The organism is Haladaptatus sp. QDMS2 (genome assembly GCF_029338295.1).
Taxonomy (GTDB): domain Archaea; phylum Halobacteriota; class Halobacteria; order Halobacteriales; family Halococcaceae; genus QDMS2.
This window is the reverse complement of the sequence record NZ_CP119793.1, coordinates 217402-241526: the sequence shown is the minus strand read 5'-3', so window position 1 is coordinate 241526 and position 24125 is coordinate 217402. Positions and strand designations below refer to the sequence as shown.

Genomic DNA, 24125 nt, shown 5'->3' with positions numbered 1-24125 from the left:
TGGTGCCAGAGTAGTGAATAATCATATTGGAGATGGGTGAACTATTCGTGAGAGCCTTCCCGCAGGGCAATATAAACCCTGTGGTTTTGGCATTTGTTAGTTCAGATGTAGGTTTCAGCTCTATCTAGTGTACCGACTCTAAAGAATACCGACGAGACTTTGATGAACGTGGAGTGAGCTGAGTGAAGCCGTGCGCTGGTAGAATGTGGAAAAATGACACCCAAAGGAACTGAAGGAATGAACAGAACTATGAGATGTACTCACTAGATAATCCGGAAATCAATCAGTCCGTACTCGCAGACACAGCGTTCTCGCCTGTTTGTGAGTCGATGAGAAGCCTCTCCATTTCTGAATCGATACAGTATGTGCGTTGGCATTCCAAGCCTGTGAACTCGATTTCCGAACGGTCTACCGAGAAATCCTCTGGGATGAACGCCTCCTCGGGATTCGCGAGCAGCCACTTCGAACACCGATTCAGTTTCTCAGCCAGATAGGTGGCGCCGACTAGTTTGAGCAGAACCCTAACAGGGAGTTCCGTCGCATCGTCGAACAGGTCCGGGACCGTGAGTGGGTCGATGCCTTCGGCTACATCCTTCGGGAGCGCTTCGTCGACGATGCCGTCGCCGTCGTACGAGGAGATGGTCGAGAGCAGCGTGAACTCGAGAGGCTCGTCACGGTCCGCTCTCCGGGAGCGAATCGCCTGTAACGTCGTCGCGTCTGGGGTCACAGGACCGAGGCGGGTTAGGAATCCAGAGACCACCTGATGGACCGTGTCCGCCTGTTCAGGCTGCGTCTCGATGAGCTGTTCTACCAGTTCAGCTGCCGTCTCAAAGTCGACCTGGGTCGAGACGACGTCCGTCGAGTAACCACGATAGAGCTTGGCACCGAACTCGACCGGATGGGTGAAATCCTGGTCGATTTGCGCGGCGAACGGGTGCGGTGGCGAGCTGTCCTTGTCTGTCTCGAGGTCCACGCGGAACTTTTGCTTGCTGTCGACCGGGACGTGATGCCGGAAGTTGCGTGAAATCGAGAGTCGACGACGGCCACGCCAGGATGGATTTTTCTCATTCAGATTCGTTTCCGGATGTGGCGTGTCGCGATTGATGGTTGGTTTTTCTGGAACGTCGAGTCCCATCGCTTCGCGAATCGCACAGCCAACGCGAAACGCCATGGTCGGAGGAACCGCGTCTCCCACCCGTCGCCATTTCTTCGCCTGTGAGCTCCCCGTGAACTGATAGGTGATAGGGAATCCTTGGATACTCGCGATTTCACGAATCGTTGGCTTCCGGAATCGACTGATTCCATCTGGCGTATCTTCATCTGCCTCTTCCATCACGAGGGTTTCACGAGCCACACGGCGGTTCGTCGCGAGTACTGTTCTCGATGGAACCTCGGGGTCGTCGGGGAAGCTCATCCGGCCGTAATAGGAGTGGTCTTCCTTGCGAACGCGAATCTCCTCAGCCTCGCGGTTCGTGACGTGACTGATGTAGAAGTGGTCTGTGAGCTCTTTTGCGGGGAGTTCGATATCGTAGTTCGGGTCGGTGGCCGTCGCTCCTTCGGGGATACCCGTGGCGGGCGTCGGGAAGTGATGGTTGATGTCACCGAAGGACGGAACCGAATCTTCCGATGGTTCCGGGACGGGGAACTCACCCGAGAAGAGACGGCTGCGGCGCTGAGGGGTTCCATAGTCATCACCCTCGAGGATGACCTTCGTGATATCGACGCTATGGGTTCCCTCACCCCATGGAACGTCTGCGAAGTCGATGGTCTCTGGGAGGTAGTTGTTCAGCCGAGGGACGTTCTCCATCACCCAGTAATCAGGGTCGAGTTCGTCGACGAAGTAGAGGAACCGCTTCACGAGCTTCATCCCTGCTTCGATATCGCCGCCCCCGCCGTTCTTTGCCCAGGAGAATTCGGTACATGGCGGCGAACCGAAGAGGACATCGACGTCGTCGGGTAGGTCCTCTGGGTCGAGGTCCATGATGTCTTTCTTGATGGTCTCGGTGTCCGGATGATTCAGTTCATGCGTCTCGACCGCACCGCTATCGATGTCGACGGCGTGTGTGATTTCGAATCCTGCTTGGCGAAGGCCTTCACTGAACCCGCCGCCACCACAGAACAAATCGATTGCCCTCGGCTTCTCGCTCATACACCATTCTCGTTCGTCTTCGCATTAAGAACTTTCGATCCGATACCGATTTCACCCGTCCGAGGTGCGAGAAATTACACTTTCGTTGACGTTCAGTTATCCGGATCTCGAGTGAGCTGTTCGGCCATCTGTTCCACGAGACCGACGACCAGTGCGTTCCCCATACACGTGTAGCGCCACGATTCGGGCATCCCGGTATCGGTCCAGTCATCTGGGAAATCCATGATACGTTCGACCTCACGAGGCGTGAGGATACGAAGTTGGCCGATGGCAGGATCTTCGACGACGTGTTTCACGCGGCCAGGAGCGGTGGTACCTTCACTCGTGAGGAGCGTCCGTGCAGGCTCATTGAGCGGGTCTGGGAACGGTATCGCTCCTTCTTTGAAGGTGTAGGTGTACCCATCGTCGGTTTCCCGTTCGATTTCCTTCGCACCTTTCTCGTACTCCCACTGTTCAACCTCCTCTTCATCGAGATAGTACTTCTCAGGAACACCATCCGTTTCCAGTACGTCTCGGAGGACTGTCCCCCCCTGATAAACAGGTGTAACCTCTCGAGTCCAGATGCCACCATCGACCATCGCACCAGCTTCCTCGAAATCGAATTCGAACTCATCGCTCGTCTCCTTCGGGTCGCCTTCGAGCGTCGTGTTCGGGGGATGAGCGATGGGCAGTTGGGTCTGAACATCTTCGACGGGGAATTCGTCGACAAAGAAGCCTCGTTGGGTGAGGTAATCAGGCTTTTCAACCTTCGAGGTCATCCACTGCCCCCACTCGGTATTCGCCTGGGCGGCGAAGATGAACACACGGCGGCGTTTCGTCGCGTAGCCGTAATCAGCCGCGTTGATGACGCGCCACTCGACGGTGTACCCGAGGTCATGAAGGCAATGGAGGAGTACACCGAAATCACGTCCTCGTTGGTCCGTAGACGAGCGAAGTAACCGGTTGACGTTCTCTAAGAGCAGGTAATTTGGGCGTTTCTCACGTGCGATGCGTTCGATGTCCCACCAGAGAGCTCCCTTCTCCCCTTTAATACCTTCGGCACCTGTCGTTGCGACCGAATAATCCTGGCACGGGAATCCTCCAACAAGCAAGTCGTGGTCAGGAACGCTCGATTCGTCTATTTGCTTGATGTCTACGTTGGTATGGTTCTCTTCGCCGAAATGTGCGACGTAGCACTCCGATGCGTGCTGGGCTTGGATGCTTGGCTCCCACTGGTTGCTCCAGATGACTTCGTGACCGGCTCTTTCGAGTCCGATTCTGAATCCACCGACTCCTGCGAATAACTCGACGGTCTCCAAACCCATTCTTATTGAAAGTGCGACGTCATCGGGTTTCAACGTTTAGTTTTGCAACGTTGAATGCATCGCTCAAGAATGTATGATTGGTGTAATTTTTATCGAGTGGAAATGACTGGAAGGTGATAATTCCAATCTGATTGATAGTGGAATTAAATGACTGTATATTGATAAGTTATTTCCCCTTGAAAATTGGAGAAGTAATCATGGAAATGGGACCTATCGGCCGCGACGCTTCTTACGAAGAGATAGTAGCCGCATCAGACGCTCTCTTGGGGCAAAACTTCGGTGACATCGTTGAGAAAGGGTTCATCGACGCTGAGGCCACTAAGGTAAAAGGCGAACTTGGGGAGCTGTTAGAAATCTACTACGGGATGGCCAACGACAATGATCCTGCACCTGATTTCCGGAAGGAGGGAATCGAGCTCAAGTGTAAGCCACTGAAGACGTCGTACGGCGATTATTTTTACCCGAAGGAACCGCTGAGTGTTGGGATGATTGACTATGCGGAAGTCGTTGAAACCGAGTACTGGCGAGATATCAAGAAACTCGACAGGAAGTTTCTGAACCTGCTCGTCGTCTGGTTCCATCATGACGGTGGCGACCGGAGTGAATTCCCCTTTGTCTGGTGGCAACACTGGTCTCCATCTGAAGACCTCGACGAGCAGATTCAGGCTGAGTACGAAACGATTCGCCAGCAGATTCTCGAGGGCGAACACCTGAGTGAAACGAAGGCCGGGAACGACATCCTCCAGACCTGTCCAAAGCACAACTACGACTTCCCGAACCGAGAGCCAGGTTCGTACGTCGTGAACAGTGGACACCCGCATCTGGAGAAGCCGGAACGCCGTAGCTGGCGTATCCCATCTCGATTCCTTCTTCGCATGCTTGCTGATGATGCGAACCTCGAAATCGTTCCCAAGGGACGGTCTGAGTACGTGAAGAAGGAGGCTCTATGGGCCAGGTCGAAAGAACGTGCGACCGATGCATCCGAGGTTGAGACGTTCTTGACTGGGGATAGTCAAGGACAATCCGGTCTCTCCGACTTCTCTCAATAACCCAACTGCAGGACGTTTACCTACGAGAGTTCAGGTTAGGCTGGAGGAATAGCAGGACGAGAGAAATTCTGGTTTCGTCATCTTCCTAACCCACAGGAAGTGTAAGACAGTACGCTTCTATTTCTGGAGCTATCGAGACAACTTGCTCGCGACGGTTCAGCTCTTCCTGTCGTTTCTTGATACGCGCTTCGAGTTGTGCAAGTCGGTTGCGTTGGTTCCGAATAGAGATGGTCATGTCCTTACCAGCTTCTGCTTGGACTTCGTACTGTTCGATGAACGATTCAATACGTTCGCGTTCTGCGGCTGCATAATCCTCTAAATCTTCTCGTTCCTGTGTGACATCAGCTGTACGTACAGATTCGATTTCAGCTTGCAACGACCCGATAATCTTCGCAATATAGCGTTCAGCTTCTGTCTCGAGGCGGTCTCGTTCCAATAACAACTGACGAATTGTATCACCATTTGGTTTCGCCTGGATAGTGTCTGTAGTGAGAACCTGCTCACCAAGTGGTTGCCGTGGGTTCCCATTTGGTAAATCGACATAGACAGGAACCAACTCTTCACGAAGTGTCTTTCCAGTCCCATCCTCGAAGGCTACCCGATAAACGAAAGTGATTCCAGGGTCTTCAACAGCAGTCAGGAGCTTCAGCCCAACCGTCCCACCATCATCAGTCAGTATCCGTTCGCGTAGCTTGGTAATCATCGGGTCATCGGGCGAGAGGTAGTCGATTTCTTTGTGATTGCGAGCGAACTCCCGAGAGAAGGTAATCGGCCCCCGTTCTTCACTGACCCCAGTCTCAGAGATGGGCGAGGGAATATGAAGCGTGTACAGCTGGTTGCCCGACTTCTCGAGATGGCCGCCGAAGAGCTCGAGGCCGTGCTCGACGAACTCTCTGATGTCGGCTTCGGTGCCGAAGATATCTTCCGAATCATCCATCACCGCCTGGATACGCTCACGACTCTCCTCATCGAACGTGGTCGGGTCGATGAGGCTGCGGTCGTACCACTGCATGAGTGTTGTTTCACGCTCTTCGATGAGCTCGGCCAGTTCTTTTGCCGTCGCCGAAGCAGGCTCGTTGTTCTGGACAGATCGCATGATGAGTTTATCCAGGTTAACATCATCTAGCATCCCGAGGACGTCTGCGGTAGAGCCGACCTGCGAGCGGATTCGTTCGACCTTCTCTTGTAGTAACTCGAAGATTTCGCTCTCGCGGGTACCGTCGAACTGGAAGTTCCATACTTTCACCTCCTTTTCCTGCCCATACCGATGAATTCGGCCAATGCGCTGCTCGAGCCGATTCGGATTCCACGGCAACTCGTAGTTTACCATTATGTGGCATCGGTGCTGAAGATCGATACCCTCACTTGCGGCGTCGGTTGCGAGGAGTAACCGTGGTTCACCAAAATTGAACTCGTCTTCTATTTCTTGACGTTCGTCCTTCGAAACGTCGCCGTGGATGACGAGGATTTCTTCAGCCCATGGCTGGTCTGCGAACTCATCAAGAAGGTACTCGAGGGTATCGCGATACTCGGTGAACAACAGTACCTTCTCTTCGAGATGTTTCTCGAATAGCTGCTGGATGTAGCGTTTTACCTTTTGTGTCTTCGTATCCACCGGAATCTTCTCTGCCAAAGCGACGAGCTCTTGCAGAGTGTCGATTTCAGCTTGCAGGGCTGCGTCACCCGACGGAATAGTGAGCCGTTCAAGTTCACGCTCTGCAGCTTCACGGGCCTCCTCTTCGAGATCATCGCCCTCAAGATACACTCGAGCATCACGTGAGAGTTCTTGGTCCGTGCCACCCTCGGTGAGAAGCCCTTGCAACCGACGACGGAGTGTCGCACGAATGGCTCCGACACTGGAGACGAGGCGCTTTTGCATCAGTGCCATCGCGAAGCCGATTGCAGGTTGGTTCAGCTGGTCCGATTGGTTGTACACGTCGCGAACGTACTCGGTGACACCGACGTACAGCTGTTTCTCAGCAGGGGACATCGACACCTCGAGGGTCTGGACATCCCTGTTCGGGAATAGGCGTTCACCGTTCTCATCAAAGATGGTCGTCTTTCCACGACGAATCATCACCCGTTGGACCATTTCACGGGTGAGGTCTCTATCCTCGGCAACAAGGAACGGGTCGATGTAACTGATAAGCGAGCGGAACCCCTCCCCTTTCCCATCGTGGGGCGTCGCGCTCAACAGGAGCAATGATTCGGAATTGTGGGCGACTCGTTCGGCCATCTGAGAGGTTTTCGAAGGAGTTTCACCCCGTTTGCCGGCCTTGTGGGCTTCATCGATAACAACGACATCCCAGAATGCCTCTTCGAGGGCGGACTGGAACCCATCTTGACGGAGGAACGCCATACTCGTGACAAGCTGTAAGTTGTCTTGATTCCAAATGTTAGCTTCATCACCAAGCCGGCGACGCTCTCCATCGACCCAAGTGCGGTCTGCGACCGTGAGGTCGAGGTCGAAGAAGCGGTCCATGTCGCGGACCCACTTTTTTTGGAGGTGTGCAGGGACGACGAACAGAACCCTATCGGACCGATTACGTGCTTGCAGTTCCTTGAGGATGAGTCCCGCTTCGATAGTTTTTCCGAGCCCGACGTCGTCGGCGATGAGTGCGCGTTGTCTGAGTGACTGCATAACCTCGTTTACACAGGCAAGTTGGTAGGGTTCGAGACGAACTAGTGAGTTCGAAATTGAGAGCAGTTTTCCCTGCTCGTGGGCGATGGTAAGGTTTAGCGCCTCGATACGCAGGTCGAATCGGTCCGCTGAGACAGCCTCGTGGCGGGGGTGTAGCTCCGCCGCCTTCTCGGTGAGCGTGGCGATGGAATCATCGGCTTCTTCGACTTCAACATCTCTTAGTGCGACAGTCTTGACACCGACATCCTTGATGTACGCGCGTAGATATTGTAAGTCGCCGACGCTGTATGTGCAGATGACCTCCGCCGGGTGGCCGTCAATATGAACGTGCTGGCCGGAATCGTACATGAAGGGTTAGATTACCTTGTCCTCTACGATTTTCGGAACGATATTCTTCTCGGCAAAGGGCGTGATGTTGATTGCGACGCCGTGTTTCTTTACTGGTGAGTATCCGGCTGTCATCACTTCTTCTAGAGCTCGTATTTCCCAATCTTTTGGAAGAGCTTTTGATAACTTATTACAGCCTTTTTTGACTTCTTTGCCGATTTCAACATCATCATTAGTCTCAGCAGCAAGTTCCGCCTTAAGGCGCTCCTCTCCTACAAGACCCTGCTTTGGTACCCCTTTCTCCAAGTAATTCTCGCCTTTTTTAAAGTAATGGTTCAGGAAAGTGATATCATTGCTGCCGTGATGTATTGATCCAACATTGTCATCAATGTATCTGAATAAATCATAGAGATGAGCTTCGACAGGAGACTCTAAATCATGACTGTAAGCATCACATGCGAATTCGAGGTCCTCAAGTGCGCTTATCCATTCGTCTCGATGTTTGTTTACTTTATCTAGGAATGTAGGACTAAAGTATTTTTTAACCTTGTCTTCACCCATCTCTTCAACTAGCGTGTCGAGCGTACTGAGACGTGTTTCAGTACGTTCACGGAACTCTGTGACTTTTGGTTTGAGGTTCCCAGCTATCGATGAGACGGCTTCGTCTCTGTTTGGTGAGTGAGGTGAACTTAGTGCAAGAGTAGCTTCTTGAAATTCTGTGATTTGAGAGAGAGTGTCCTCGTATCGTTGGTACTTTTCTGCAGCTTTTTCCCTTTTAGGGGTTGGGAGCGCACTATCTGACCGCTGCTGGTCAAATGCATTCCTACGTTCACGATATTCAGCTTTGAGTGGTTTTAGATAACGTGTTTCAATTTGGTCGAAAATTCCATCACTTAGTTGATGATAGTCGACCAAACAGGCAAATCCTTCCGTCTTAGGGTCTGAGACAAGCCTCTCGCTAGTAAGTTGCCACATAATGGGCGTTCTTTCGAACTTCGAAATATGATATGCGAAGAGTTTGTGATGGAGCCAGCGTGAAATATTTGGATATGCTTCTTCACCTGGTTGCTTGTTGCCTAACAGCTGATCAACTTCAGCAAGTCGTTCCGATGCATATTCTCCAAATATTTCTTCGAACTTGGTTTCTATACGGCTGAGTAGATGGTCCTCACCTGGAATATCTACTAATGGAATTATTCCATCTCTATCTTCGTTGAGAAGGTCCATGCTTAGTTGGAGCAGGAAATCTGTAACGATTCTATCAGCTGAAATCGTGGGTATGGCATCTTGTTCTGTTTGGGGTTCGGTCTCACTATTATCTTCAACCGGATTGTCAATAGTTCTCAAGCTAACTTCTCGAAGAATTTCCTCTTTTTGCTTCCCTGAAACTCCAATGTAATCAAAGAGTAAGTCGTCCGTTTGCTGGGCGACCTTTTCAATATTCTCATCAGTTTTGGAAAGGTGTTCCTCAGCGAGTTCAGCCATCTCTTCAAAGCTCATATCTGCGGTTACTCGAGGAGGTGCTTTCCATGGGACCTCATCTAAAATTGTTCGGTGGGGATGGTTCGGAAGATGGGGCGATTCGTATCCAATCATTTGAGAGACTAAACAGCCAGAGAAATGAGGTGAAGTGAACTCTAAGCTTCGTTTTGAAACGACATTGGCAACCTGTTCTTTCGCCGCTTCTGCGAGTTTATCTTCATACTCGAAGACGGCGTCAATCACTGGTAATCTTGCTACTGTGCTCACCTCCCACTTTCTCTCAAATGCTTGTGCGAGTTTTAGATAAGTAATTAGTTGACTGTTGAGGTACGCAATCAGTGGCCAAGAGTCCATCTCGTCTGGGAAAAGCGCAGTTCCAACGTGAGAGAAGACGGACTTTTGATGCATATATCCAAAATTCCGCCCGCTTCTTTTTCGGCTATTGAAGGTTACACCTTCATTGAAATAATATTGAGTATTTTGTGGCCTAGACCCGTCGTATCGTTTGATTTCTTTTCCATCGTCTTCCCAAAATACGGTCCTGCTAATTCTAGGGAGTAACCAAGCATCACTACCTCCTTTCGAAATAGGAGGGAATTTGCTTTCCTCGTCGGCAACCTCCCAAAAATATCGGAAGAATCGACTATCGTTTCCAGTCGCTAGACCCTGCTTTACAACACCTATGCTATCTCTTTCGGGCAGGTCAGCATTATCTGCATCTAGGACCGTGTTAGAAGCATAAATATCTCGAAGATTCTTGGGGACCCAATAGGATATAGGCGCACCAGGAATTAAGGAAAATTCAGATGTGTCTCGTGTGTATCGTCGTTGCACCATTCCATCATACTCATCATCAAATGCTGCGTTGATGAATTTGAACTCTTTTTCGGCTTTTGGAACGTCGTGAAGACGGATGAAAGTCCCCTCACCATCTCCAACTGTACCGGTTCGAACGACTGTCCCAACTGTCCCAACTGTCGCGTTATCCAAGATATCATAGCCGAACTCGGCGAGGAAGTCAAAACGACGGTCTTTACTAACAAAATCCGTCCGGAAACTCTCGAAGACCTTTCGGAACATGAACGACCACGGAATCAACATGCCGACTCGACCATGGGTTTTTGTGAGGTTCTCACATACTTCGAAAAAGTTGATATAGTATTCAGGATAGTACTGGTAATGTTCCTCTACGTACTTTTTCACATCATCAGGCATCCTTCCCCGCATTCCATAAGGCGGATTCATCAATGCAACATCGTAATCTTGGGTTAGTACCACAAGGAGATTTAGGAAGCTCTTGAGATTTTGTTCACTAAAGGAATCTGAAGTTCGATCTCCGACTGCTTCTCGCAATTTCTTCAGGAATGCATTCAGCGTGTGTGGACCGTCGTCATTCCATCTGAGGAGGTCGGTCTGCTCTTGCATTAATTCCTCAGAAAGCATCCCCTGGACGTCTAGCAGGCTCCCAAGTGCCTCAGTAGACTGGAACTCAGCAATTATTTCATCTATCGCTTCTCTTGCTCGAGTTCCTTCCCCAGTGATTTGATTAAGGATATCAATAGCTTCCTCCACATCTGCAACTCGAGCATCGGCACAGACAATATTCGTATTCGGCATCTCAAAGTTTTCGACATTTTCCTCTTCGGCGCGAGTACGGGCTTTCAAGTAGAGGTTGAATGCAGATAGTTGACAAGATCGAAGATCAATGTCTACCCCATAGAGGTTATGTTCGAGGATTTTTGAAGGGATTTCGCTACGACTGAGATTGGGTCGTTCAGCCCACCAGATTCGTTCAAGGACGTCAAATGCGTAAAGAAGGAAATGTCCACTACCACACGCAGGATCTAATACGCGAATTTCTGAAGGGTCATCAAATGATGGGGCCTCAAGATTACCCTCATCTGGAATCATATACGTACAGAGTTCAGGTACCCCAGGTGCATCCTCGGGCGAGACAATTCGATTTTTACGTTCATCTCTGGATAGTGATTCCGGACTGGGAATGATAGACTGCTGCCCAGTCGATTCGATATATAACTTCCCGAGACTATTATCAGCGAGTAAACGTACAACCCAATGGGGTGTGTAGAATTGATTGGCTGGACCTACATCTTCAGCCTTCAGCGTATCCTTTGAGTCAAGAGCTTCAACCACAGGTCGATTGTAATATTCATAAACCCACCCAAGAACGTCGTCAGCAAGCCAGATTTCGTCGCTAATATCATCAATCATCTCCACAAGTTTTCGAAAGTGGGCTGGCTTCGGATCGATTACGCTGTGTGTAGAGCGAAGATTGAAGAGAATCTCAATTTCGTCTTGCATTTTTTCGCAGGCATCGTGATAGGCAACGACGAGGGACTCTTCGCGACCGACGGTGAAACTCTCAGATAGAACTTTCTCTGCTGCAGGGGTAAGTCCAGATTCGCCAATTTGAGTCACGGGAAGGTCCAAAAATCCTCGAACCTCCATACAACGGAAAGCCGCAAGCCGATTGATAATAGTGTATCCAACCCCAGAAACATACTGGTTGTAGCACCACTTCCAGGACTTCTCACCACTATTCTCGTGTTCAATCGCCTCAACGAGACGTTCCCTGGTCTTTTGCATCTCATCAGAAAGGTTCTTACTCCCCTCCCTCTTTTTTTTTAGGTCGTACTTGTGGTCGAGTTCGTAGTCGATTTCTTTCTCGACCAATTCGCGCAACTGGATTACCACCTTCTCAAGATGTTCACGTTCGGCCTTGTCGAGCTGGGCCTTCCGTTTAGAAGAGTATCCGTTAGACATGGATGGTTACCTTATACCTGCTTGGCAACCCACATCAACCTTGTCACGTTGCTATCGAACGACTCCATAACTAGACCAACGGGAACATCTAAGTGACCATGGATTCCCATCTCTAGTCATGTCTACAGGTCGGAAAGGCGGTCTGGATTCGACCCTTCCCTCCTTGAATGGGACGCTCAGGGATGGGGAGGCGTCACTCGACCTCAATGCTGCCGGCATTTTGGTCGACCAGACTCGCGACATCTTGAATCTCTATCTCGAACATGGCGACTGGACAACCGTCGAGGACGTTTGGCTCGACGAACGTCTTTCGGAGCGCTCCTCTCGAGGGAGTGCCCGCCGCACTTTCGTCGTCATCAAATCTCGCCTGAAGCAGGCCGGTGGCAATCTGCCATCGGTTCAGCACCTCCCGGCGATTCTCGATGCTTGTCGGAATGACCTTGACCGACGGCAGGTACTTTACTGCTACGTTGTCGCCGACGACGGACTGCTCCGCTACGTCCTTCACGAGTACCTGCGACAACTCACCTCCCAGAGCATCGACCGACTCGACTTTTCCGACGAATATCTCTACAGGTTACTCGATAACTTCCGATTCGCCGACGGTGAGCCACTCGGTATCGCCGACTCGACACGGAAACGGTGGGCGAAGGGTTGTCGTTCTGTTCTTCGACAAATTGGCGTCATCACCTCGAAGCAAGGGGCGGATGCCCAAGTGCCTACTATCGGTGACGTCCCGCTGGAGATTGCCGCCTACTGGTCATGGCATGAGCGCGGAGATGAGTGGCTGACCAATCCCACTGGATGGCGCTACCTCTTCCAGCCTGAATCGTTCTGGAGTCCTCAGAGCCAACGGCTGGCGAGGTCGACCCGCTGGAGTTCACATGAGGCACACGGCAGACTTTGGTACGAACCTGTAGCAGACTTCTACGCCGCATTTGGAGAGGGGACGCGATGATGGACGAGAGAGAGCTATTCAACGAAGCCGACCCGACCTTCGAAGAATCCGTCCGCATCGACCGGGCGCTCGACACTGATGACCCTGCGGAACAATGTGAACGACTCTACCGGCGGTACATCGAAACTTACTATCTGACCGATGCCTCCGTCGATTTCCTCACAGACCTCGTCGCTCGTATACAAGATTCGAGCCCTGACTCGGAGGAACTCAACCACTGGCTCTATGGCTACTACGGTAGTGGGAAGAGTCACCTGTTGAAGGTTCTCAACCTATTGTTGGATTCCGAACAGCTCTCAGGCTCCGATTGGATGGCACTCTGGCAGCGGCTTGACGGAAAGGGGAAACACGATGAGCTTCGTGATGCTTGGTGTTCGCTACACGAAAACGTCCTCGTCGTTCCACTGCCAATCAACCTCCTGCGGTACCAGGGAGTCCGCGAACAGCGCTTCAGCGAAATCATCCTTCAGGAAGTGTACAGTGCACGCGGTTTCTCGAATCGTTTGGACGTCGCGTTCTTCGAGGAGGAGTTCCAGCAATCAGGCGGTCTGTTCGACACGCAATCCGTCTGGGGGAATCGGGAAGAACTGCTAAACGACATCCTCCTGAAGAGGGGTGTTCCAAACCCGGAATATACCTGGAACGACGTTCGAAGATATCGCATACTCTCTGATCTCGTTCTCGAGGGGTTGACCGAAGAAGCGACCGGGATGACCGAGAACCTGACTGACATTCAGAACCAGAACATTGGTCAAGGGCTCGCCATGGAGGCCATCGAATCGTATCGTCAGGAACTTGAAGAAGAACACAATCGCCCGGTGAAAATCGTCCTCTTGATTGACGAGGTTACCTTGTTCATCGGCGGAGACGACCAACGACTCGGCGAGTTGAACGCCCTCGCTGAGAGCATCCAGAAAGTGGGTGGGGGTAACATCCTGTCGGTCGTCACCGCCCAATCGAACATCGAAGATGCGAGGCCAGGACTAGCGAAGAAGCAACTCGATCTCGGCATCCTGAAAGACCGGTTTCCCCAGCAGTATGCTCTTCCGAGCAAGCACGTCGGAGATATCGTCCAACAACGGCTGCTCACGAAGTCACCGGCCGGAGAACAATGGGTTCGCGAAGAGGCGCTAAACTCATCTATTGACCCCCAATCGATGCTCACCTACACCGGAGAGGGGCAGAACACTGAGCCACCACTGGATGCCATCGATGAGGACGAATTCATCCAGTACTATCCGTTGCTCCCTTATCAGCCGGCGCTCTTCCTGGAAATTCTCTCGAATCTCCGTAATAATCAGGCTGATGTGACCAAGTCCATCTTCTCGGGGACAGCGCGAGCAATCATGGCACTCGTGGCCGGGCTACGCGAAGAATGGGCGCAGAAGAACAGAGACAAGCCGATTGTCAGCCTGGTTGACTTCTATGACCTCGTCCAGTACGAGCTCGAGGATGTTATTCCTGAGAAGACCTCGGTCATCCAGGCCATCGAAAATGACTCGAGGACAAGCGACTTCGATGTCGACGTCGCGAAGGTGGTTCTGCTCCTTTCGTACGTACCCGACCTGGTTCCACAACATGACCCTAACCTAGCCACAGCGGTGATGGACGACCTCGAGGGGAGCACACGTTCAAACATCCAATCACGAGTTCGAGAATCGCTAGACGGTAGTCTCGAGAAGTACGTCCGCCCAGATACGAGCCCTGACGGTGCGAAACTCCGACTGACCGACCAGGAGGAACAACAGCTCATCACCACTGCACACGACCTCGAAGCCGACCCAGTGTGGGACGATATCATCGCCATGCTCGATGAGGCGCTTTGGGATGAGGTGCTGGCTGAGGTGGAACTGCCGACGAGTCACGAGTACGGCGATGAGGATGGCACGGAATCCTACCCTGTAGGGTACACATATACTATCGATGGACAGCGTCTCGAGAGCCGCATTGGTGAAGATGTCGTTTTCGACATCGAAGTTGTCATCCGTGGACTCGACCCGAACAACGAAGATGACCGTATCGCGGACGGCATCGTCTACTGGTTCCCGAAGGAGGAAGGGCTGGAAGACCTTCGTTCGCAGCTCATTGAATGGTGGGCTCTCCGGAAAGCAACGCAGGCGACGAACCCGCCGGAGTCGCTCGTTCGAGATTTGGAAGACGCCGCCGGTCGGGTTGTGAACAAACTCGTCACCACGCTCGAGGGGGGATCATTCAAGGTAGGTGCTTCACCACTCAACTCCTTCGTTGCTGCACTCGATGACTGCATCGACGACGCGTACCCATCCTACTTCCATCCGAAACTGGTCGAAATCGATGACAGCCATCTCGAGGAACTCCGTAAGCTCGACGACGGAGATGACCTCCCCGAGTGGGCGAAAGAAATCGGTGTTCCGTCACAGTTGACGACAGACTTCGCGACGTTCAGCAATCTCGCCTTCGAGGTACGGAAGCTCGTTGGCTCCGAGATTCAGAATAGTGAGTCCAGACTCGATGTCTCGACTATCCTCGACAGGGTCATCGTTTCCGAGCCTCTCTTCGGGAAGATTAGCGATGGCGAGCGCCACCCTTCACCCGCACTCCTCGCAGTGCTCTGGGGCCTCTGCCGAGCAAGTGTGTTCCGAGTCGTGACCACAGCGGGAGAGCCGACAGAAATCGACCATCTACTGACAACAACCAAGCACACCACATTGACTCTCAGAACTGTGGTTCCCGGCAAACGTCCGAAGGAGGTGTTCGTCAACCACGACCTCATCGAACCAACAGCAAGTGAGAACAGCGGGTACATCGTCTTGAATGAACGGCTCACACAACTCGAGCAAGGCGCTCGCTCGTTGGCGGATGACACACGTGTCCACGCGGAAACGAGCTTCAAGACATCTGAGGTCTCGACGTTGGTCGAAAAGCTAGCGATAGCGGCGGGGGCGAAAGCCGACAAGGCAACGGCCGACAAGGAAGATGCGCTGACCGATGATACCGACCGACTCGAGGAAATCGTGAGTACGATGGTCGACACCGAAGGATGGCTCGAGACGGCCGAGACCCGCTGGAACGAACGCCGCTCGTTCCTCCTGCAGTTGGAGGGTATTGTTCGTCTTGGGACCGCCAACGTGGACTGGCTTGGCAACTCATTCGATGAGCATGTGACCTCGCTCAGTACCGAAATCGGGAACTCGTCGGATAGCGAGTGGTGGGCTGAAAACGGATGGAAGCCTTTCGTCAGAAATCTCGAGACTCGGGCAGCGACCATCGATGCCCTAGCAACAGCCTGGAAGAGACAACAGGTCACCACCGATCTTCAGACACTCCGTGAAGACCTCGCGGACCATCCGTGGCTCATCAATCCGATGAATCTTCCGGACCACAGTGTCCACGATGGCTTCCGCGTCGAGTACTTGGATGCTCTCCGGGGGTTCCGGACGACCGTTGACCGAATCAGGGATGTGATGAAACCACTGACAGAATCGGTGCCAGGAGTGGACGATGAAGGGGGGCTGACGGAGGCGCTGGGCATCCTCGAGAGCGGTGTCGACTGGTCGGCCATCACACAAGCGACCGTCACAGAACGGCGAGAGAAGCTGGCTACACTCGACCGCATGGTCGGTGATGCAGGGCCGACAGAAGTGGTCGGTATCGGACTTCTCCATGTGGATGCAACCGTACTCGAATCACAAATCGAGGCGCTCGTCACGGACGACCCGCCTGAACTTGTCGAAATCGACGGGGGGGTGGTGCTCCGATGAGTGGGGTCAACAACCCGTTGATTAAGTTCACCACCGAACTGGTCGACTTCGCACGCGGTGAACGACGAGGTATCCGCAACCCGTTCGTCATGGTTCCGGTCGACCCACCGATAGAGAAGCGGGTGACTGAGATTCTGGAGCGGTGGACAGTAGGTGAGGAAGGTCATCGCCTCGCAGACTGGAAGGGTGTCACCAGTGGTAGTGGTGACCCGATTACGGTGACTGGTGTCAGACTCGATGAGCTACTCCCTGAAACAACCGCTTTCCAGACCTGTCGGGATCTTGGCCCCTTACCGAATGTGTCCACGAGGTCGGTCGAGGAGACCCTTGAGGGGAATCTTGCAACAGAGCTCATCGATTTACTCATCAACACATACATCCACGAAGGCGGCATCGAGAACGACCAATCATCCGTCCTGGTCTTGCTCAACTTGGGCAGTCTCTACCCGTTTACTCGGGCCTCGGAGTTGCTCGATGAGCTTGACCGGCGAAACGTGACCACGACCGTCGGCATCCCATTCCCTGGCTCCGTCATCGGCGGTCGATTGAGCTTCTACAATGAAGATGCGAGACATTACTATCCAGCACATCGAATCAACCAGCAAATCGAGGAGGGGTACCTAACAGATGTCTGAATTCGAGACCATCGCGGACCTCTTCGCGCCAGGACGGCATCCAACCCGTCCGCTCGAACCGATTCAGAAGGTCGACCAGACCGACCAAATCGAGCAAGACATCGAGGAGTACCATGAGACGCCGAGTGCCGAGCGCGTGCTCATGGCCATCGCAGATATCATCGAGAACAGTGGACAGCCCCACCGGTTCCGATACGTCCATGCTACGTTCGGATCAGGGAAATCACATCTGCTGAAGCTCACCGGTGTCGCAACTGGCGAAATGGAAGGTCTCGAGGAGTATGCTGACAAACTGGCAAACGAAACGTCCGGGTTCAAGGCAATTCGAGATGCGCTCGTGAACTCGCACATCGACCATCTACTGCCGCTGTTCATGAACCTTCTCGACAGAGATCGCGCCGACGCCGAGTTGCCGATGCTGTTATTCGAGGAACTCGGGCGTCGGCGTGGATACGAGACCAGCCGAACTTGGCTTCTGGAGTTCTGTTGGCGCCTCGAGGTAGTCCATGGACTTTGGGACGAACTCGCAGAGCATACGTACGGCGACCTTTCGCTCTCCGATGTTGTTGACCGGCCATCCTCGCTCCGACCGTGGCTTAAAGCGGCCATCCCACGGCTCGATGGAGCCAACGATGTTGGTTTGGATACAGCCGCTGCTGTCAAGGAAGAAATCGAGGCGGCAACCAAGAACGTCACCGACGACGTGTTCGGCCCGAATGACATCGTCGACCGTCTGGCAAGAACGAAGCAGTTCCTCCAACAAGACGGTGACACCTACGAGTTCCTCATTGGTCTCGATGAGATTGCGATTTACGTAGGAACACAGCCAAATCGGTACGAGGAGGTCGTTGAGACGATTACAGCGTTGATAGAGGGACTCAATCCACCCATCATCGGGACCGGTCAGTGGCGTATGCGTGACATGCAACGAAACTTCATCGGAGAGGTCGATGAGGAGGCGTGGTATACCGAGGAAATCGAATTGAATGGAGCAGACACGGAGACCATCGTCCGAAAACGATGGCTGCAAAAATCCACGACTGGCGACGAGTGGATTGACACCGAAGTGCTCTCAGAAGCCCCTGAAATCGAACCGACGGTCATCGAGGATGCGGAGGTGTCCATCCACGAAGACCCAGTGGAGTCATACCCCTTCCGCGATCACGACCTCTGGTTGCTCCGGAAGGTGATGCAAGGCCTCATCGAGGGTGACAAGGAGACCGACCGCGAGTACATTCAAGGTCGGGCACTGTTGGTGCGTGTTCGCTCGCTGTTCGACAAACATGGCTGGGCAGAGCTGCCTCCGGGAAAAATCGTCTCATGGGATGTCCTCTATGACGTCATCGCAACAGACACGACGCTAATCGAGGAGTGGGCCCAGAACCTCATCGATAGGGTCGACAACACGTTCGATGACGCTCTCGCCGTTCGAACGGCCAAAGCACTGTTCCTCCTCAGCCAGGTCGAGGAGGTTCCACGAACTGCGGAGAACCTCGCTAGGCTCATGGTGGACGATGTGAGGGTAGACGTCGCGGCCTTGCAGGCTGATGTCGAAACGCAATTACAGGTGCTCGCCGAGGCGAACCTCATCCGTGAGGATGTCGAGGCGTCGCCAACGACCTACACTATCCTCTCGGAAGCGGACATCCGGTTCTGGCAGGAGGTCCAAAAGGAAGCGACAGACCTGCCCGCACATCAACTCCGAAGCAACATCCAGCAGGATTTCCAGGAGGTCGAATCGACTCGATTGACTGCGCCTGATGGTGTCAATTCTGGTACCTTCGGCGAACTAAAGGACGTCTCGTACACGGTTCGATATAGCATCACCCAGTCGGTACCGGAGGCACCGAACGACCGCTACGATGCAATCGTCATCCGACTGCTTGCGACTGATAAGGACACTCTCACGAAGGAACGCAAGGTATGGCAGAAGGCGAACAGCGGTCCGGGTGGAACAGAAGACGTGCTGATTGCTGTCGAACTGACCGATGCGATTCGAGAACGATACCGTCAGCTCATCGCGATGCGGTCTGTACTCGGTGGAATGGCGAATCCCGAGCCAGAGCTTCAAATCCAGCAACAAGTCGAGGAAGAGAAGCTCCAGGAAAATCTCAAGACTCGGCTCAACGATGGCTCGGTCTACACACCCTCTCACGAGGCCGCATTCGGGTCGTATCTCAAGCATCTCGATGCAGCCGTCACAGCAGCGGTCATGGACAAGTTCCCGAACCGTCGAAGCATTGAGCCATCCATCCAAATCGAGGACCTCAAAGCACTCACAGAGTTCTTCCATGATGGCGGCCAATGGCCACCAACCTGGGAGAAAGCAGATGCAAAGGTCCTAGGTGTGAACATCGTCCCACGGACGATTGATGACGGCTGGGTGACGGAGTTCGAGGAGCAGTTCCCCGACGATAATCGTATCAGCGGTGAGCGAATCCTCGAGACATTCGAAGGTCGCCGTGGGGCCTTCCTCGGATCACCGCTGAAGGCACTTCATGCTATTCTATTCGTGTTGGTCGCAACCAATCGTGTCGAGGTGCGCGTCAGCGGAGAACGTCTGACGGACACGACTGAGATTGCTAGAACCATTATACGCCGAACGAAACTCGAGAAAGCTGTTTTCGACTTCGACCCAGAACCACCAACCGAGGGACTTACTGAAGTCTATGAGGCACTTGTCGGGTCGACCCCCGAGACCGACGATACAGCTGAATTACTTGTCGGTCTCAGTTCGTGGGTCAATGAAAACGCCTTGACCATCCGCTCTGTTGTCACCAAATCGAACATGGCGTTTGGGTCCAGGGGCAACCTCAAGGATTTGAAGAAAGCACTTGAACCGGCGATGTCAGGAGATGAGCTCGATGCTGACCGCCTGACGAACCCAACGGTAGCAGAGCAGGCGACGCTGTATGAACAGGTCGCACCGCTCTTCACGTCGGAGTCAGATACCAAGTCTCTCTGGGATCGGTTCCAGGCAGCCTCCACGAATGCCGCAGCGCTCTACGAAGACGCACCAGAGGTGACACAAATGCAAGCTTACGCAACAGGCAAGGCGATTCCCGATGTCGAGACCATCGAAACCCAAATAAAGAACGCACACGAGCTCAGAACCAGACGATTGCAAGAGCTGGTTTACAAGCTGTCTGGAACGCCGACCCAGACGGACGACCGCAGGGCACTCTGTACAGAGCTAACCACACTGGTCGGTAGCAAGACATTCGAAGAGATGTTGAAGTCGATTAAGGAAACATTACCAGCGGTCGATTTCGACACGCTTCACTCGCTCAACGAACGAGCAGCTTCAACGACGGAATCACTCGCGGAAGAGGTGTTTGCTCAGTCGGATGTGACATCTGAGGCCGCACAACTGGAGGCGGCTCGCTCGTTGCTCGAAACGAACGACGGGTCGTTGTACGAGAGCCTCACAGCCCTCCACGAGTCGCTCACCGAATCACAGCCGAACGCGTTCATCACCGGGCAAATCGAACGGGTACTCTCCGGCATGGAAATTCCAACCCCCCAAAGAGCTCGACGACTGCTCTCACAAGGCCAGACCGTTCTGGGCGGTGAAGACGTCGTAGACAAGATGACAGAACTCGAGGTACTGTGGAACGAGATTGAAGGCCGCGACGATGGAACCATCGTCGTAATCGACACGGAGGGGAATCGATGAAGACACAGCCGACTAAAACAAGAGAACAACAGGCTGCAGCGATGATTGAGGCTGTATTCCCAGACAGTCACTCCGGCCCGGTCCGTGTCGTCTGGTGGGATGACGGGGGCTTCCTCGCTGATGTCGTCGAAGCAGCCGCCGATCAGCTCGGTATCGGTTTTCGAGCTGCCGACCGTTTTCCGCTCGATCTTCGAGTCGGGGCTGTCGATGAGGAGCGCGTCGTCGATGGGCCGAAGGTGTGGTATATTCCAGAAGGCAAGAACAGACGCGACTGGTTCCGCGACATCAGAGAGACCGGCGGCGAAATCGAATGCAGCCTCGAAGAACTCCTCGCAGAACTGTATGAGGTCTCCCCATGGGACATCTTCGATGTGGAACGCTTTGACAAGGCCGCTCGCGAAGAGGCTGCCGAAATCATCCAGCAGCGGTTCGCGACCGGTGGTATCCCACGGTTTGACGCCCTTAGCGAGGAGATTCTTACAAAAGGCGATGGTCAGCTTTTGGAGCATCTTCTCCGTGAGGGATGGCCCGAGATTGACCGCGATACGATGACGGTCGAGGAGGTCGCCGACCGAATCCACACGAAACATAGTGTCCCACTCGAGGGTGATAAAGACCCTGAGGAAATAACCGAGACAGTCCGGCGATGGGCGGTCGCTCGATGGCTTGTCGACGCTGGCATCGACTCCAATCTTTTCCCCAGTGGATTCGGGGAGTCGGAACATAGTCCGCTGCCTAGTATCCTCCAGTATCGTGGATCGACCGATGGGGCTCAGGTGTACATCCGTAATCACTTTTGGGACGAGGTCATCGACAACCTCGATGATGTTTGGATTTATGCTGAATGTCCGGTCGATGGTGCACTTGATGCCGCCCTTTGGGAGACATGGCAGACAGCGTTCGAGAAGCAGGACTCAGAGACCTGTCTCGAGCGTGCACGACAGCGTACGAAGGTGCTATCGATTTATTCGGAGAATTCACCCTGGGTTGCCCTCTGGCAACAGGCAGCGAACTTGGCACAACTGCAAGCACACTTCCGCGCTTGGGAGAACCGAGACCAAGACGAAAATCCATTCAAACTATACGCCGACCGAAATCATGGAACCTGGAAAATCGACAATGAAGTCCTGCAGTTGCAACTGACGGGGTCACCAGAGGAGGCCCTCCCGGCGACGCACCCGGCGACCGATTCACTCGCGGAACTGCGAAATGAACTGGCGACCAGCCGATACCGAACATATCTCGAGACACTTGCCAAGGCGGTCGATGCATCGATGCAGACCGACAAATCCCTTGCTCAGCACAAGTCTGTTCATCGGTGGTGGAATGACCACGAGGAGGAGTTCAAGAGTGCAGGGACGGTCGCTATACTATTCATTGACGCGCTTCGCTTCGACCTAGCCCAGCAGCTTGCCAGCCGCCTCGCAGAGCAGTTCGAGGTGAGACAAGAGACGAGAATGTCGACCCTCCCCTCGGAGACGAAGTTCGGAATGGCCGCACTCACGCCGGGTGAGTCGCGCCGATTTACGGTTCGCATGAAGGACGGGTCCTTGACGGTCGAACAGGGGGGGCAGTCACTTGCGTCCAAGCAGAACCGTGTGGACTTCCTTACTAAGAAAGGATGGGATGTACCAACCATGCCTAACAAGGGCTGGCAGCATCACCGTATTGCCTACTACGACAAGGAGTTGGACGACGTTGGTGAGGGAGAGGTTGGTGATATCGAGGCACACTTCCAGGCGTACGTCGACGACCTCTTTGAACTCATCAAACAAATGCTCGAGAAGAAAACCTGGAAGCATATTTACGTTGTCACAGACCATGGGTTCGTCTTGCTTCCAAAGGGAACGACCATGGAGTCAGTAAACCCTGATTCCAGTGACATCGAGGTGAAATTTCGCCGTGTCGCCGGCAAAGGAGCTTCTGAGGCATCCGGTGGAATTTATCTTCCGTCTACAACACCCGGATTGGAATATCTGGAGGACGATATTCGTCTCCTTGTAGACCCTCGACAGCATTTTAGCAAGCAAGGCTACACTGACAGCCGGTACTATCATGGAGGTCTTCTTCCACAAGAGTGCATGTTGTCGTTTCTTGAAATCCAACAAAAGTGACTAAGATGGTCGATTTCGACCATGGGTATCGGAGAATTCGAATTTTCCTGAGTGTTTTTAGACTACAAGATTGGGTGAATAAAAATCCAATGCACAATCATTAAGGATAACTGCGTTCAATATTCGCTCAGAAGATTCACCGATGAACCTGTGTCCATCAGCGGGGAAACATGGTTAACCCGGCTCTCGGAAGGAATGCAAATGAGGACGAGATAAAAGCAGCGTCAGATGCCCTGCTCGGAAAAACCCTTCAGGAAATTAGCGAGTCAATCCACGGTCGTGCCAACTCAGAACGACACCGCTCGAAAATGGCTGTTGCGAATCTTATTGAGGAGGATTACTTCGGAATCCAGATTAACAGTGACCAAGCTCCCGATTTTGAACAAGCAGGAATCGAACTTAAGGTCACACCACTGAAGACAACTGGAGGGGGAAAACTAGTCCGCCCGAAGGAACGTCTGGTCCTTAGTATGGTCGACTATGGAGACATCGTGAAAGCCGACCATTGGACAGAGGTCCCCGCCTTGGAGAAGAAACTACAGCGATTGCTCATCATCTGGTATCTTCACCTACAAGGGGAGAACCGCGCGAACTTCCCTATCATTTGGCACAATATCTGGGAACCATCTGAAGAGCGTTCAAAGCAAATTCAAGCAGACTTCAAAACAATCCAGGAGAAAGTACAGCAAAGAGAGTCACCCAGCGAGCGACATACCGAGTTTCTGGGTACGTGTCCGAAACATGGAGGTGGATTCGACAAGGAAAACCCCGAGAATTCATCGCGGAGTGCCCTCGTTGCACCGGGAAATCATCCATTCAACGAATATGCAGAGAGACGTGGCTGGACTATTAAGTCTGGGGCGATGTTAGAGGTGTTACATGAATCAACCGGACTCCCTCCTTGCAAGCGAGGTGGTGCCTCGGGTATCCAACTAGACGAACTATGGGAAATATCGAACTTACAATCCTCGAAAGAATTCACAGGAACCAATAGACAGAAAACATTTAACGATTTTTGACGGTTGAAAATCAAGTAATCGCCCTTGCGATTTTGTCGAGTTGCTAAAGTTTGAAACTGCGTCCTCGACTTCTGGGTCGAGTATATCGAATGGACGGCCGGTGTTCGCGACCAGCATCCCTTCGTGTATTTAAGTAGTATTCTGAATGAAATGTATGGTCTGACGAAAAAGGACGGGAAGCACAAGACTAGCGCTTTCTCTAATTAATCCATGTGAGGGAAAGTTACATGGAGATTGTCTCCGAAAT

The 24125-nt window shown here is 52.8% G+C and carries 11 protein-coding genes; 7 read left to right on the top strand and 4 right to left on the bottom strand.

Annotated features, from left to right (window positions below):
• Positions 1-283: 283 nt before the first annotated feature.
• Together P1M51_RS19660 and dcm are read right to left on the bottom strand one after the other, a co-directional pair.
• Positions 284-2149: a DNA cytosine methyltransferase gene (locus P1M51_RS19660; protein ID WP_276275258.1), complete on the bottom strand. Its 1866-nt coding sequence runs from the start codon at positions 2147-2149 to the stop codon at positions 284-286.
• Positions 2150-2241: 92 nt separating this feature from the next.
• A complete protein-coding gene (dcm, locus tag P1M51_RS19655; RefSeq protein WP_276275257.1) occupies positions 2242-3453 on the bottom strand; it encodes a DNA (cytosine-5-)-methyltransferase in 1212 nt (403 codons plus the stop codon).
• A gap of 197 nt (positions 3454-3650) precedes the next feature.
• Here dcm and P1M51_RS19650 point away from each other — a divergent pair, with 197 nt between their 5' ends.
• Positions 3651-4502 (top strand): MutH/Sau3AI family endonuclease, encoded by an 852-nt coding sequence (locus tag P1M51_RS19650; protein ID WP_276275256.1) that lies wholly within the window; start codon positions 3651-3653, stop codon positions 4500-4502.
• An 85-nt stretch (positions 4503-4587) separates the two neighbouring features.
• On the opposite strand, the gene P1M51_RS19645 is transcribed toward P1M51_RS19650, so the two are convergent.
• Positions 4588-7491, bottom strand: coding sequence for a helicase-related protein (locus tag P1M51_RS19645; RefSeq protein WP_276275255.1), 2904 nt, complete (start codon positions 7489-7491; stop codon positions 4588-4590).
• A gap of 6 nt (positions 7492-7497) precedes the next feature.
• Entirely contained in the window at positions 7498-11736 is a 4239-nt protein-coding gene (gene pglX, locus P1M51_RS19640) for a BREX-5 system adenine-specific DNA-methyltransferase PglX (RefSeq protein ID WP_276275254.1), read from the bottom strand.
• Positions 11737-11854: 118 nt separating this feature from the next.
• Between pglX and P1M51_RS19635 the strand changes: the two genes are divergently transcribed.
• The 6 genes from P1M51_RS19635 to P1M51_RS19610 all read left to right on the top strand — a co-directional run bounded on the left by P1M51_RS19635 (position 11855) and on the right by P1M51_RS19610 (position 23878).
• Positions 11855-12694 carry a BrxA family protein gene (locus tag P1M51_RS19635; protein WP_276275253.1) on the top strand — a complete coding sequence of 280 codons (840 nt, stop codon included), beginning with the start codon at positions 11855-11857 and terminating at the stop codon, positions 12692-12694.
• Entirely contained in the window at positions 12640-16434 is a 3795-nt protein-coding gene (locus P1M51_RS19630) for a hypothetical protein (RefSeq protein WP_276275252.1), read from the top strand. Before P1M51_RS19635 ends, P1M51_RS19630 begins: the two co-directional genes overlap by 55 nt.
• A complete protein-coding gene (locus P1M51_RS19625; RefSeq protein WP_276275251.1) occupies positions 16431-17069 on the top strand; it encodes a BREX protein BrxB domain-containing protein in 639 nt (212 codons plus the stop codon). The genes P1M51_RS19630 and P1M51_RS19625 overlap by 4 nt, the downstream gene beginning before the upstream one ends.
• Positions 17062-20745: a hypothetical protein gene (locus tag P1M51_RS19620; protein WP_276275250.1), complete on the top strand. Its 3684-nt coding sequence runs from the start codon at positions 17062-17064 to the stop codon at positions 20743-20745. Before P1M51_RS19625 ends, P1M51_RS19620 begins: the two co-directional genes overlap by 8 nt.
• Positions 20742-22859 carry a BREX-5 system phosphatase PglZ gene (pglZ, locus tag P1M51_RS19615; protein WP_276275249.1) on the top strand — a complete coding sequence of 706 codons (2118 nt, stop codon included), beginning with the start codon at positions 20742-20744 and terminating at the stop codon, positions 22857-22859. Before P1M51_RS19620 ends, pglZ begins: the two co-directional genes overlap by 4 nt.
• Positions 22860-23029: 170 nt before the next feature.
• On the top strand, positions 23030-23878 hold the full coding sequence (locus P1M51_RS19610) for a MutH/Sau3AI family endonuclease (RefSeq protein WP_276275248.1): 849 nt from the start codon (positions 23030-23032) through the stop codon (positions 23876-23878).
• Positions 23879-24125: the final 247 nt, after the last annotated feature.